The sequence below is a fragment of the Streptococcus sp. AM28-20 genome, from assembly GCF_003603595.1.
GTDB lineage: Bacteria > Bacillota > Bacilli > Lactobacillales > Streptococcaceae > Streptococcus > Streptococcus ilei.
This window is the reverse complement of the sequence record NZ_QTNK01000001.1, coordinates 336,702-349,101: the sequence shown is the minus strand read 5'-3', so window position 1 is coordinate 349,101 and position 12,400 is coordinate 336,702. Positions and strand designations below refer to the sequence as shown.

13 protein-coding genes are annotated in these 12,400 nt (G+C 45.5%); 1 reads left to right on the top strand and 12 read right to left on the bottom strand.

Annotation, left to right across the window (positions count from 1 at the left end; all coding sequences use genetic code 11):
• Positions 1–42 precede the first annotated feature (42 nt).
• The 4 genes from DW738_RS01785 to yghU all read right to left on the bottom strand — a co-directional run bounded on the left by DW738_RS01785 (position 43) and on the right by yghU (position 3,486).
• On the bottom strand, positions 43–1,131 hold the full coding sequence (locus DW738_RS01785) for an FAD-dependent oxidoreductase (protein WP_023026714.1): 1,089 nt from the start codon (positions 1,129–1,131) through the stop codon (positions 43–45).
• Between the two features lie 9 nt (positions 1,132–1,140).
• On the bottom strand, positions 1,141–1,938 hold the full coding sequence (locus tag DW738_RS01780; RefSeq protein WP_123160182.1) for a Nif3-like dinuclear metal center hexameric protein: 798 nt from the start codon (positions 1,936–1,938) through the stop codon (positions 1,141–1,143).
• Positions 1,925–2,614 (bottom strand): tRNA (adenine(22)-N(1))-methyltransferase TrmK, encoded by a 690-nt coding sequence (locus DW738_RS01775; protein WP_123160181.1) that lies wholly within the window; start codon positions 2,612–2,614, stop codon positions 1,925–1,927. The genes DW738_RS01780 and DW738_RS01775 overlap by 14 nt, the downstream gene beginning before the upstream one ends.
• 80 nt (positions 2,615–2,694) lie before the next feature.
• Positions 2,695–3,486, bottom strand: coding sequence for a glutathione-dependent disulfide-bond oxidoreductase (gene yghU, locus DW738_RS01770; RefSeq protein WP_123160180.1), 792 nt, complete (start codon positions 3,484–3,486; stop codon positions 2,695–2,697).
• 137 nt (positions 3,487–3,623) lie between these two features.
• On the opposite strand from yghU, the gene add reads away from it, so the two are divergent.
• Positions 3,624–4,643: an adenosine deaminase gene (gene add / locus DW738_RS01765; RefSeq protein ID WP_123160179.1), complete on the top strand. Its 1,020-nt coding sequence runs from the start codon at positions 3,624–3,626 to the stop codon at positions 4,641–4,643.
• A 376-nt stretch (positions 4,644–5,019) separates the two neighbouring features.
• Here the strand turns inward: add and DW738_RS01755 are convergent, their stop codons facing one another.
• The 8 genes from DW738_RS01755 to DW738_RS01720 form a co-directional block, all read right to left on the bottom strand.
• Positions 5,020–5,706: a DnaD domain-containing protein gene (locus tag DW738_RS01755; RefSeq protein ID WP_123160178.1), complete on the bottom strand. Its 687-nt coding sequence runs from the start codon at positions 5,704–5,706 to the stop codon at positions 5,020–5,022.
• Positions 5,707–5,715: 9 nt separating this feature from the next.
• On the bottom strand, positions 5,716–6,660 hold the full coding sequence (gene metA / locus DW738_RS01750; protein WP_123160177.1) for a homoserine O-succinyltransferase: 945 nt from the start codon (positions 6,658–6,660) through the stop codon (positions 5,716–5,718).
• A gap of 101 nt (positions 6,661–6,761) precedes the next feature.
• Positions 6,762–7,274, bottom strand: coding sequence for an adenine phosphoribosyltransferase (locus DW738_RS01745; RefSeq protein WP_123160176.1), 513 nt, complete (start codon positions 7,272–7,274; stop codon positions 6,762–6,764).
• A 160-nt stretch (positions 7,275–7,434) separates the two neighbouring features.
• Positions 7,435–8,028: a TipC family immunity protein gene (locus DW738_RS01740; protein WP_123160175.1), complete on the bottom strand. Its 594-nt coding sequence runs from the start codon at positions 8,026–8,028 to the stop codon at positions 7,435–7,437.
• Positions 8,028–10,241 (bottom strand): single-stranded-DNA-specific exonuclease RecJ, encoded by a 2,214-nt coding sequence (recJ, locus tag DW738_RS01735; RefSeq protein ID WP_165852118.1) that lies wholly within the window; start codon positions 10,239–10,241, stop codon positions 8,028–8,030. The genes DW738_RS01740 and recJ overlap by 1 nt, the downstream gene beginning before the upstream one ends.
• A gap of 276 nt (positions 10,242–10,517) precedes the next feature.
• Positions 10,518–10,922, bottom strand: a complete 405-nt coding sequence (locus DW738_RS01730) for a GNAT family N-acetyltransferase (RefSeq protein WP_123160173.1) — start codon at positions 10,920–10,922, stop codon at positions 10,518–10,520.
• Position 10,923: 1 nt separating this feature from the next.
• Positions 10,924–11,634, bottom strand: coding sequence for a class I SAM-dependent methyltransferase (locus DW738_RS01725; protein ID WP_123160172.1), 711 nt, complete (start codon positions 11,632–11,634; stop codon positions 10,924–10,926).
• Between the two features lie 10 nt (positions 11,635–11,644).
• Positions 11,645–12,400, bottom strand: a complete 756-nt coding sequence (locus DW738_RS01720; RefSeq protein WP_123160171.1) for an SDR family oxidoreductase — start codon at positions 12,398–12,400, stop codon at positions 11,645–11,647.

The window sequence follows — 12,400 nt, the reverse complement described above, 5'->3', positions numbered from 1 at the left end:
ACAATGCAAAGAAAATTGAGAGGCTAGGACTTTTGTCCCAGCCTACTTCTTCACATATTGTTCAACTGGATAATCTGCTGGATCTAAGCGTAGGTTTCCTCCTGCCACTAGTTGGGCTAGATGCCAACCAATGAGGGGACCTGTTGTGAGGCCGGACGAACCTAGGCCACTGGCGACATAAATACCAGCTTGATTGGGAAGAGCCCCCCAAAATGGTGAAAAGTCACTGGTGTAGGCCCGTGTACCAACGCGCTCGCCGACAACTGTCGCTTGAGCTAGTTCTGGGTAGTAGGCCAAGGCTTCTGTTTCCATCTGATTGAGCAGAGCTTGATCCACCATCAGGTCAAAGCCCATCTCATTCTCATGAGTGGCTCCCATACTGATCTTGCCCTTTTGGAAGGGAATGATATCCAGCTCTCCTTCTGGCATGACCACAGGATAGTCATCAGTATCTCGGTCTAGCTGATAATCCCGCAACTGTCCTTTTTGGGGACGGACATCGACTTGGTAGCCAAGTGGTTCGAGCATTTGTCCCAGCCAGGCTCCTGTTGCTAGGATGACTTGGTCATAGTTTTCTCCTGCAATCTGATAGCCATGATCCGAGACTGAGAGAGCAACCTCTTCCTTAATCACTCTTGCCCCACTGGCTTTAAGGAGAGTTTCCGTGAGAAGCGCTCCTTCAACATGAGCTCCACCTGATGCATAAAGGAGCTGTTCAAAACCATTTAGACCTGGGAATTGCTGGGCCACCTCTTCTTTGGTTAAAATCGCCAAGTCTCCAATCAAGGGTGATTCTTCCCGGCGGCTCAGTGCCAACTGATAGAGTTCATCTAATTTCTCCTCTTTTTTCTTAAGGAGATAGACCCCGGTCTGCTGGTAAAAGTCTGTTTCAATTCCATCCTTGGCCAGGTCCTCTACCAACTCTTGGTAGAAGTCAGCTCCTAAGCGAGCGAGGCGATACCAGGCCTTGTTCCGTCGTTTAGAAAACCAAGGGCTAATGATACCGGCCGCAGCTTTAGTCGCTTGGCCCACACCATGGTCATAGACGGTTACATCCACTTGTGCTTCTTTGGATAAATAATAGGCTGCAGTGGATCCCACGATCCCTGCACCAATAATCGCAACTTTCATAATAACCTCTTAGATGTGGTAAAAAGGATTGGTGCTAGCTTGACTAACCAGCACTTCGATCCCCCAATCTTCTTCAGACTTCCACTGATTGAGTTTTTCTACTAGTTTCGAGACAAAGAGAACTTCGATATGGTGACCTGGATCCAAGGCTAGGAGCCCGTCACTTAGCATGTCCTGAGCCGTGTGGTAGTAGATATCTCCTGTGATATAGACCTCTGCTCCCTTAGCAAGAGCATCCTTGTAAAAGGACTGACCGCTTCCACCACAGATAGCGACGCGCTCAATGACCCGATCCAGATCCGCCTGGTCATAACCAACCAAGCGCAAAGCATCTAAGCCAAAGGTTTCTTTTACTTTTTCAGCCAACTGCCTAAAGGTTTGGGGGCGCACCTGACCGATACGGCCGATACCTAGACCTTCTCCTGTCAGGCTGAGGGGCTCTGTATTTTCAATTTCTAAAAGCTGGCAGAACCAATCGTTCAATCCATCTGGGACAATATCAATATTGGTATGGCTGACATAGACCGCAATATCGTGTTTGATCAAGTCAATATAGATCTGATTTTGAGCCCGATCAGCTACTAAATCCTTAATAGGACGGAAAATTGGCGCATGCTTGACGATGATCAAGTCCACTCCATGGGCGATGGCTTCCGCCACCGTCTGCTCACGGATATCTAAGGCTACCATGACCTTCTTGATGTCTTTTTGAAGGGTGCCGACCTGTAGCCCACGGACATCTCCCTCCATGGAAAGTTCCTGAGGACAGTAGGCTTCATAGCGTTTGATGACTTCACTTGCTAGCATTTAGGACCTCCTTGATTTGGGCAATGCGATCTTCTAACGAACCTCTGGCGGATAGATTCTCAACTGGGACCTGCTCCAAGGCAAAGACTAATTTTTCCACTTCCTTGGACCATTTTTGAACAAAGGCAGGAGCTTGTTCCACCATCAAATGGGGGCCAAAACGCAATTCCTTCACTGTCAACTCTTGAGAACCGTGTTCGACCACGAGGATCTCATAAAACTTCTCATTTTCTTCTAAGATAGCTTCATCAACAATGTGAAAATCATGGTCTACCAACCAAGCTCGTAATTCATCCTCCCGATTATTGGGTTGTAAGACCAAGCGAGAGACACCGGCTAATTTCTCAAGACCTGCCGCTAAGATATCTGCAATCAAGCGCCCACCCATCCCTGCAATAGTGATGCAAGAAATGGCATCGGATGGTTCAAAAGCAGCCAAGCCATTAGCTAAGCGGACCTCAATCTTGTCTTCTAAACCATTATCAGCGACATTTTGAAGAGCGGATTGATAAGGTCCCTCAACTACCTCACCAGCAATGGCAGCCTCAATTTTCCCTTCTTGCAAAAGGGCGATTGGGAGATAAGCATGGTCACTTCCCACATCTAACAGACGCGCTCCAGCTGGGACGAAACTAGCCACCAAGCTCAAGCGATTTGATAATTTTGTAAATTCCATGTGCTTCTTTCTATACTTTTATTCCATTCCTTAGTATACCATGTTTGCACCATTAAAAAAAGGCGCGACAGCGCCATTTCTTATGCATCAATTTCCTTATATTCTACTTCCAAACCACGTTGCACAGCGGGGCGATTGGCAATTTTCTCTGTCCAAGCTTGCAAATACTTGTATTCCTTCACATCTAAGAAAAATCCTGCTCGGTCCCATACCTTGTCTTGGGCTAGACGGCCATACCAGGACCAGATGGCGATATCTGCAATGGTATAGTCATCCCCTGCGATATAAGGTTTGGTCGCCAATTCTTTGTCAAGCAGGTCCAATTGGCGTTTAGCTTCCATGGCAAATCGGTTGATGGCATACTCAATTTTTTCAGGAGCGTAGTGGAAGAAATGGCCAAAGCCCCCACCCAAGAAAGGTGCAGCCCCTGTCTGCCAGAAGAGCCAGTTGAGTACTTCTGTCCGTTTAGCAGGATCTGTCGGAATCAATTTCCCAAATTTCTCTGCTAAATACAAGAGAATGTTGGCTGATTCAAAGACACGAATGGCTTTATCTCCTGATTGATCCAACATGGCTGGAATTTTTGAATTGGGATTAATGGCTACAAAGTTACTGCCAAATTGATCGCCATCACCAATCTTGATGCGATAAGCGTCATAGCCTGCATCCACTCCCAGCTCTTTCAATTCTTCCAGCATAATGGTCACCTTGATTCCATTGGGTGTTGGAAGGGTATAGAGTTGGAAAGGCTGGTCACCTTTTGGAAGTGTCTGTTCAAAACGGGCACCTGCTGTTGGTTGGTTCAAGCCACCCCAAGCTCCACCCATTTGACTTGGTGCTTCCCATACTTCTGGTAATTGATAGTCTGACATCTCTTTTCTCCTTTTTCTGAGTTACTACTAGCATATCAAATACAGGCGTTACTTTCAAAAATCTGCTACGCTAGCTTTACTTGACTTTTCTTTGCAAAATGGTAGTATAGAAAAAATACATTTTAAGGAGAAAAAATATGTCTACGATTGACTTTCATAGTTTGGCAAAGACAGAATTGCACTGCCACTTAGACGGTTCCTTGTCACTTCCGACTATTCGCCAATTGGCAGCCATGGCCAATATTGACCTTCCTACTAGCGATGAAGAACTCAAACACCATGTCACTGCACCTGCCCACTGTGAAAATCTCTTAGACTATTTGGAGGCCTTTGACTACATTCGCCCTCTCCTTCAAACCAAGGAAGCCTTGACCCTTGCTGCTTACGATGTCGCTAAGCAAGCTGCTCTGGAGAATGTCCTCTACATCGAGGTTCGTTTTGCCCCAGAATTGTCTATGGACCAAGGGCTTACCGTCCCAGAGACTATTGATGCTGTCTGTGAAGGACTGCGCCAAGCCCAGGATGAATTTGATATTGTTGCAAAAGCCCTGGTCTGTGGTATGCGCCAATCTGATCAAGAACTCACCTCTCTCATCCTGGCAGAAGCCAACCAAGTTAGGGATCAAGATTTTGTTGGTTTTGACTTCGCTGGCGATGAGCACAACTACCCACCACAAGCCATTGATGCCCTCATCCAACAGGTCAAGAGCTACAATCGTTCCATGACCCTTCATGCGGGTGAATGCCACTGTCCAGCCAATGTCGCTCAATCTATGGCCTATGGCATCAAAAGAAATGGCCATGTGACCTTGCTCGCCTTTGAACCAGAACTTCTAAAAGAGTTTGTGAAAAACGGGGTCACCGGCGAGCTCTGTTTGACAAGCAACCTTCAAACCAAGGCAGCTGCCACTGTGGAAGCCTTCCCTTACCTTAAGATGAAGGAAGCTCAGGCCCATATCAGTATCAACACCGATAACCGCACCGTCTCTGATACGGATTTGACCAAGGAATACGAACTCTACCATCAACACTTCCAAACAACGCCAGCTGACTTTTACCAGCACAATGTCGATGCCATCCAAGCTTCCTTTGCTAGTGATGAGGAAAAGCAAGAACTCCTCACCAAACTAGAAAAAGCTTACGCGGACTATTTATAAACGAAAAAACTAGCACTTTATGAGTGCTAGTTTAAGATTAAAGGCTGAGACTTCTTAGAAACTTTCCTTAGGTGAGTGCGGACGTCAGCGAACTTCGTAGAAGTTCCAAGTCTTCCTTGTACTACTTTAACAGTCCTCAATCATTATTGCAGAATCTCTTAAATGATTAAATACAATAAATACTTCGTCAATATAAAAAGAGGCTGGGACAAAAGTCCTAGCCTTTCAATTGTCTTTGGATTGTCGAGCAAGACGCAGTGGTTGAGTGGGCTCTACTACGCTGATTTCATCAGCTTTTACAGCCCTACTCAACTGTGCGGAGGTGGGACAACGAAATCGAATTCTATCGAATTACCGATTTCTGTCCCACTCTCTTTTAATCTTTCCATAAATCCATGGCCTGTAAGAAATCATCTGAAACAGTGACATTTTCAGGCTGAAGAGCTTCCCGCTCTTGCTGTTTGATTTTTAATTGTGTCAAACTAGTAATGCCTTCACGTCGCCAATTGCGCAGGATGGCCTGGATGTATTTCCAGTGAGGCTTGCCATTAAAGACAGCTTCTCTCAAGGCAGCCTTAACAATGTCTGGATCCGTTTGGTCCTGTTTGACTGTCTGTGTCAAATCTTCGATTTCAAATGGAGTCAATAAACGGCCCAACTCCTGCTCAAATGTTTTGACCAAATCAGCCAGTTCATTCTCTGCCTGCTTGTCTTGCCCACGCTGAGACGCATCTGTCCTACTCTGAAGCAAGTCATCCAGGCGTTCGAGGGCAATAGTCGCATCAAAAAGAACTTCAATCTCTCCATCTAGCTCAATAGTCCGATATTGGAGTAAACTTTGGTTGGTCAGGCGAGACATGGACTGGTTCACTTCTGTGACAGACTTGCCAATCGCATCTGCAATTTGATTCGGCGTGAGGCTGGATTGATTGGTCGTATTTTGCAAATAAAAGAACTGCCAAACCAGAAAATCCTCTGCGTCTTTAAATAAGTGTTGATAATGGAAAAGTAAGGCACTTGGTAAGACCAAATTGCCCGACTTAAATGCTTGTGAATATGTCATACTACCCCTTTATAGGTAACCATAAAATGAAATATCTTTTTCTAACTCCTCCAAACGATAAGGAGTTTCTTGGTAAACTGCATAATTGATCCAATTACTAAAGAAGTTGGCTGCCGCTAAGTTCCACCGCATCCGAGGGTCACGACTGCTGTCATCCTGATCAAAATAATTCTTGGGAAGATCTGGATTCAAGCCTGCTTTCACATCCCGCTGGTATTCCTTGGCCAAGGTATCACGGTCATATTCCAAATGGCCAAAACTATAGACCTCTCGAAGGTCTGGACTGGCCAGGATCGATAGTCCTACTTCACTGCCTTGAGCTAAGACTTGCAAATTGCTCTTTTCTAGCACTTCTTTGAGGGGGACATCCGTATAACGTGAATGAGGGGCCAAAAAAGCATCGTCAAAACCACGCATCAAACGGTTCTGTGGATTCAGGACGGTTTGCTCATAAATCCCAGATAGCTTGTCGCACAGAGCTACTTTTTCAATGCCGTAGCGGTAATAGAGACCAGCTTGGGCACCCCAACAAAGATGCAAGGTCGAAAAGACATGGCGTTTAGACCAATCAAAGACCTTTGTTAACTCTTCCCAGTAATCCACTTCCTCAAAGGCTAATTTCTCAACCGGAGCTCCAGTAATGATCAAGCCGTCATAATAGTTCTCTTTAATATCCTCGAAGGATTTATAGAAGATTTCCATATGCTCTGCTGCTGTCGTCTTAGACTCATGGCTAGTCATATAGAGGAAATCAACATTAATCTGCAAGGGAGTATTGGCTAGGAGGCGTAACAGTTGAGTCTCAGTTGCTACCTTAGTCGGCATGAGATTCAAAATCAGAACATTCATAGGACGAATATCTTGGTGAGTTGCCCGAATATCATCCATGACAAAAATATTTTCTGAGCGAAGAATATCAACTGCTGGTAATTTCTTATCTAAGGTAATTGGCATAAAAAGCTCCCATCTTACAAGTTGTTACCTCTTATTATAAGACAGGAGCATATAGTTTTCAATTATGGTTTTTCTCTATCTAGATATAGCTATAAACTATATCAGTAATGCATCAAGACCTTGTAATCATAGTCTCCGATAGCTTCGCGGCCTTTGAGATCATCGAGCTCGATCAAGAAGGCACAACCTGCAACGATCCCACCGAGTTTTTCAATCATTTCGATGGTTGCTTTAACTGTACCACCTGTTGCCAAGAGGTCATCGACGATGAGGACGCGTTGACCTGGTTTGATGGCATCAGCGTGCATAGTCAAGGTATCCACACCGTATTCTTTTTCGTAGTCCGCTGAGATAACTTCACGTGGCAACTTGCCAGGCTTACGAACAGGCGCAAATCCAATTCCCAACTCAAAAGCAACAGGACATCCAACGATGAAGCCACGCGCTTCAGGGCCGACGATCATGTCGATTTTCTTATCCGTTGCGTATTGAACGATTTCACGAATCGCATAACTATAAGCATTGCCATCTGCCATCAAAGGGCTGATATCACGGAAGGTAATCCCTTCTTGTGGATAATTTTCAATGCTTGCAATGTAATCTTTTAAATTCATGGTTAACTTTCTTTCATAAAAAATTTTTTACATTCCATTATACCATGAATTCTACTAACGTGCATCATTTTTTACTAAATCATTTTCCCAAACACCTGTAGCAAAAGAAAAAATCCCACACCTGAAAAAGATGCGGGATAATAAATGTTAGAAGATCCTTTTACTGTTCTTCTATCAATTTGTTGTACTTAATTTTCATATCTCCTAAGTTTTTCAAGGAATAACGCGAGCTTCCATTCTTAAACCAAGTACCAAGGATGTATTGTTCGGCGACCTTCTTGCTTTGGTTTCGAAGCCAAGTGCGGTCTTTGCCGTAGGTAGAAAGTTTCTTTAGAAAATCACTCCCCTTAACTGTTTGATCATCCGCATAAAGATAGACTTCCCTTTGGAGAAAAACCTTATTTGTAGAATCATATTCGAAGAACATACGAACATAATCATTTTCGTTTAGCTGATATTTATACCAATAAACCCATTCAGAACTGTCTCGAAACATCATGACGGATAGCTCTTCTTGACCACCAACGATGTCATCTGAATAGGGATACATTTGAAATCCTTCATCTTCCTTCCAGATGCGATCACTTCCGATCGTTTCTGTAAAGGGCCTAAACATGACATAGCGCATCCACCCACCATTTTCAGCGTAGTTAATCTCCTCCATGGGGTTTCTCAAACTCAAGTAGATCCCCAGCCAATAGAGGGCAAAAAGCAGGAAAGGACTGAGCCAGAGGATTATTTTCTTCTTGTTCATTAAATCGATCCTGTTAAATAATCATAGATTTCTTGCACAGATCCTAGAGCCATGAGCTCTTGGTCTTTGACCGTCTTCACCAAGTCCTGATAGATGGAACTAGAGGTAATCTCCTTCTTCTCCGCATCCTTGTTGACAGTCATGATGCCATTTTCAATCTGAACAAAGCCCAATTCTTGGAAAATCTGGATCATTTTGATCAACAAAACCTGTGGAATCTTGAGGTAGTCAGATAGTTGGCTCAGCTTATGTCGGATATCAAACTCAGGGAACTGATATAGTGTCTTATAGAGTTTGGCATATTGATCCCGGCTACCGTAGCCAGTCAGATAATAGGCCTTATCTAGTTGATTCTTAAAATAGACCGCTTGGAAGCTCTGTTCTTGGAAAAGGGCCTTCAAGTCAGCCAGGTCATCCGGTATGCGATCGATGACAATGGCGGCTGAATCTACTCTTCCTTCTAATTGACTAAAGAGCGGAATAGCTTGTGGGAGAGGAGCATTCTTTCCTCGGATATTGTAAAGCTGTACTCCTTCTACACGGACATCCACCACCATCAATTGCAGGGTGGTCTGTCCATTCCATTGATTGATGGCCAAGGATACCACCAACTCCAAATTTTTCGCTTGGGAGAATTCCAATTCCAAATGACCCTGACCAAAAGCCACCACATCAAATCGGGCATTTCCTTTTTGAATCTTCAACTTCAGATGGCTATTTCCTGCCCCCATGGTCCGGCTAGACTCCACTTGGAAATCACGAATGTAGAAGACTGGTTTCTTATGATCCATCCCAAAAGGTGCTAGACGATCAAAGCTCTTTAAGGTATCCAAGGTCAGCTCTTCAAGGTCCAACTCCTCGTCTACGAAGAGAGTGGATTTAGCCGTCAGGTCAATCCCTTTTTCACGAATATAATCAGAAAAAATCTCGGTCATGCGAGGAAGATTATCTACTTCCAACGTCATACCAGCTGCACCCGCATGGCCCCCAAAGGCGATAAAAAGTTCACGATGGGGATCCAGGGCTTCGAAGATATGGACACTTTCTGGGCTTCGCGCACTGCCCTTGGCCTTGCCTTGGTCAATAGTCAAGACAATGATAGGCTGATGGAGCTCTTCTAGCAATCGACCTGCCACGATCCCTAAGACACCAGAATTCCAACCCTCCTTGGCCAAGATTTGAACAGGAAGACTTGGATCGACCATAGCTTTGGCCTCATCATAGATGGCTTGCACGATCTCCTTGCGCTCTTCGTTCTTGGCTTGAATCATCAGCGCAATCTCTAGCGCTTCTTCGTCGTCAAATCCTGTCAAGAGCTCGACCGCTGGATTAGGGTCATCCAAGCGACCCAAGGCATTGAGACGAGGGGCAATCTGGAAACCAACCGTTTCTTCATTTACATCTTGAGGGGCGATGGAGGCCAACTTGAGCATTTCCTGAAGGCCGATCCGTTGGGTTTGACGAAGGACACCTAGGCCATACTTGACTAAGATGCGGTTTTCATCTGTCAAACTGACCATATCCGCAATGGTCCCAATGGCTACCAAATCTAGAAAATCTAGAGGCACCTCCTCTAGAAGGGCACAGGCCAACTTAAAGGCAACCCCACAGCCTGCTAGATGCTTGAAAGGGTAATCGGCATCTGGATGTTCCGGGTGAATAATGGCATAAGCATCGGGTAAGACTTCTGGCATGGAATGGTGGTCCGTCACAATGACATCTACTCCCATGCTTTGGGCTAAGTCAATGGCTTCGTGTCCAGCTACTCCATTGTCTACCGTGATGATGAGGGAAATCCCCTGCTGTTCGATAAAGTACTTGTAGACACTGGCATTGGGACCGTACCCATCTGTAAAGCGGTTGGGTAGATATACTACTACTTCCGCCCCCATCTGCTCCAAGGTTTCCTTCATGATAGAAGCAGCCGTCATCCCGTCTGCATCATAGTCTCCATAAACTAGGATTTGTTCATAGTCTTCAATAGCCTGGCAAATCCGATCCACTGCCTTGTCCATATCGTGAAGCAGGTAGGGATCATGGATATCTTCTAGCCGCGGTTCTAGAAAACGATCCAGCGCTTCTTCCGACTGGATCCCTCGTTCTCCCAGTAACTTGGCTGCGGATGCTTCTAATCCTCTCTTCTTTGCTTGCGCCAAAAACGTATCATCTGAAAAGGGCGCAGCAAACTGCCATTCATATTTTGACGTGATCATCTGTTTATCTTTTCTCCCTGTCATCTAGTCTATTTATTATATCATGAATCATTTTATCAAATGTGATAAAAGATTTTACAGAAGAAAATGAAGACAGAGAGTGGGACAGAAAACGGTCATTCGTTAGAATTCGATTTCGTCGTCCCACCTCCGCACAGTTGAGTAGGGTTGTAAAAGCTGATGAAATCAGCGTAGTAGAGCCCACTCAACCACTGCGCTTGCTCGACAATCCAAAGACAATTGAGAGGCTAGGACTTCTGTCCCACTCTCTCTCCATCAATTTTTATAGATCATACCCGTACAGGCTTGCTCTGAAAGTTCGACAAAGCCCAGGGATTGGTAAAAGGCTAAATTTTTCTCGCTACGTTCCGTGACAAGGAGCCGTTGATAGACATGGGGGAAAGTTGCTAAAGCATCTTCTAAGAGTTTCTTTCCGATGCCTTGGCGCTGGTGATCTGGTCGCACCAAGAGGTCCTGCACCAAGAGGACAGAGTGGCCATCTCCTACCAAGCGAATGTAGGCGACGAGATCTTTCTCATCATAAACGGCCAATTGCCAGAGACTGGCTTTGACAGCTTCTTCCAGCATAACTGGGTTGTTGGTATAATTGGTCCAGCCGAGAGAGCTATAGAGTGCGACTAGGTCTGCCATCCCTGGAATCTCTTGTTTGTACTCTAACATCTTAACTCCTTTTTAACCTATAGTGCTGGAAGAAGGCGATATCCCGGTAAGGGGACTCTTGGCAAACGGCCAGTTCCATCTTGAGCATGGACTCTCGCCAGCCTTCTTGACCCTTGAAGCGATTGTCCTGTAAGGCATAAAAGACACGAATCCCTTGGTAGTCCTGAACTTTGAGGGCTAGATTTTCTACTGCTCTATCTAGATCATAGGCCTGGGCCAAGCCCATGGAGTGGGTTTCCAGATCATGACCAGCTAAGAGATCAAGCGCCTTCTGAGGATCATTTTCAAAAACAACGGTCTGCAGGACGCGGCCAACTTCACTGTGCTTGACGATGGAGAGCAGGCCTCCTGGTTTCAAGAGGCGGGTGAATGCCTTGAGGACAGACTCGCGATCCTCTACATACTCCAAGACATTGTGGCAGATGATGACCTCAAAGCTGGCATCTTCAAGACTTGCCAACTGATCCAGACTCCCGACGAATTGCTGGTAGGGATGGTCTTGGACCCGCAAGGCCACCATTTCCTCATTGGGCTCCACAGCAAGGACCTCATTGTCTTTCGCTAGGTGGTTGGCCACCAGTCCAAAGCCACTGCCAAAATCAAGGACCCGCTTACCTTTGATGTCTTTTAATTGGTCAAAAAGGATATCATAATAGATCTGTCCCCAGGGTTGCTGGAGATTTTCTAAATAAGCTTGAATATTTGCGGCCATCTAGCTCCTCCTATTTGAAATTGAACATCTTGCTGGCTAGCTTGTCCGAGATGCGTGGGAAAAGGGTATAGAGCTTGTGGGTCAGGTTCAAAAGCCAAGGAAGATTGAGCTCGCGTTTTGCTTTTCCAAAGTGTTTGACAATCTTCTTGGCAACAAAGTCAGGCTCCAAAATGTAGCGGTCTACAGCCTTGACATAGGTCCCATCAGGATCTGCCTGGTCAAAGAAACTAGTCCGAATTGGACCCGGATTGACCGTCGTCACATGGACACCAAAGGGCATCAGCTCTAAACGCAGAGCATTTGAAAAGCCAATGGCCGCAAACTTGGTTGCTGAATAAAGGCTAGATTTAGCAGTTGCAACTAAGCCCGCCATGCTGACGATATTGACGATGTGCCCCTTGCCTGCTGTCTTCATGCGGGCACCAATCAAGCGTGAGAGGTTCATGAGGGCAAAGGTGTTGACCTCAAACATCTCTCGCACCTGCTGGTCAGAAATGCAATCAAAGGCCTCAAAGATCCCATAGCCTGCATTGTTGACCAAGACATCGATCTGTCCATAGCGCTGATAGAGCTCTTCTACGAGCTTTTGGACAGCTGAGGAATCTGTGATATCGATCCCGATGCATTCGGCTTGAGGATGGTCAGCATAGACTTGTTCTAGTTTTTCTTGATTTCTGCCTAAGAGAATAAGCCGGTCCTCAGGAAGGAGCTTGACCATTTCCTGGGCTAAGCCTCCACTCGCTCCTGTGATGATGATAATTCGCAT

Excerpts from the sequence above, each read along its gene's own strand:
- DW738_RS01780 (WP_123160182.1), bottom strand. The coding sequence starts at position 1,938 with ATGCTAGCAAGTGAAGTCATCAAACGCTATGAAGCCTACTGTCCTCAG.
- DW738_RS01755 (WP_123160178.1), bottom strand. The coding sequence starts at position 5,706 with ATGACATATTCACAAGCATTTAAGTCGGGCAATTTGGTCTTACCAAGT.
- DW738_RS01725 (WP_123160172.1), bottom strand. The coding sequence starts at position 11,634 with ATGGCCGCAAATATTCAAGCTTATTTAGAAAATCTCCAGCAACCCTGG.
- yghU (WP_123160180.1), bottom strand. The coding sequence starts at position 3,486 with ATGTCAGACTATCAATTACCAGAAGTATGGGAAGCACCAAGTCAAATG.
- DW738_RS01745 (WP_123160176.1), bottom strand. The coding sequence starts at position 7,274 with ATGAATTTAAAAGATTACATTGCAAGCATTGAAAATTATCCACAAGAA.
- DW738_RS01720 (WP_123160171.1), bottom strand. The coding sequence starts at position 12,400 with ATGCGAATTATCATCATCACAGGAGCGAGTGGAGGCTTAGCCCAGGAA.
- metA (WP_123160177.1), bottom strand. The coding sequence starts at position 6,660 with ATGCCAATTACCTTAGATAAGAAATTACCAGCAGTTGATATTCTTCGC.
- add (WP_123160179.1), top strand. The coding sequence starts at position 3,624 with ATGTCTACGATTGACTTTCATAGTTTGGCAAAGACAGAATTGCACTGC.
- DW738_RS01775 (WP_123160181.1), bottom strand. The coding sequence starts at position 2,614 with ATGGAATTTACAAAATTATCAAATCGCTTGAGCTTGGTGGCTAGTTTC.
- recJ (WP_165852118.1), bottom strand. The coding sequence starts at position 10,241 with ATGATCACGTCAAAATATGAATGGCAGTTTGCTGCGCCCTTTTCAGAT.
- DW738_RS01740 (WP_123160175.1), bottom strand. The coding sequence starts at position 8,028 with ATGAACAAGAAGAAAATAATCCTCTGGCTCAGTCCTTTCCTGCTTTTT.
- DW738_RS01730 (WP_123160173.1), bottom strand. The coding sequence starts at position 10,922 with ATGTTAGAGTACAAACAAGAGATTCCAGGGATGGCAGACCTAGTCGCA.
- DW738_RS01785 (WP_023026714.1), bottom strand. The coding sequence starts at position 1,131 with ATGAAAGTTGCGATTATTGGTGCAGGGATCGTGGGATCCACTGCAGCC.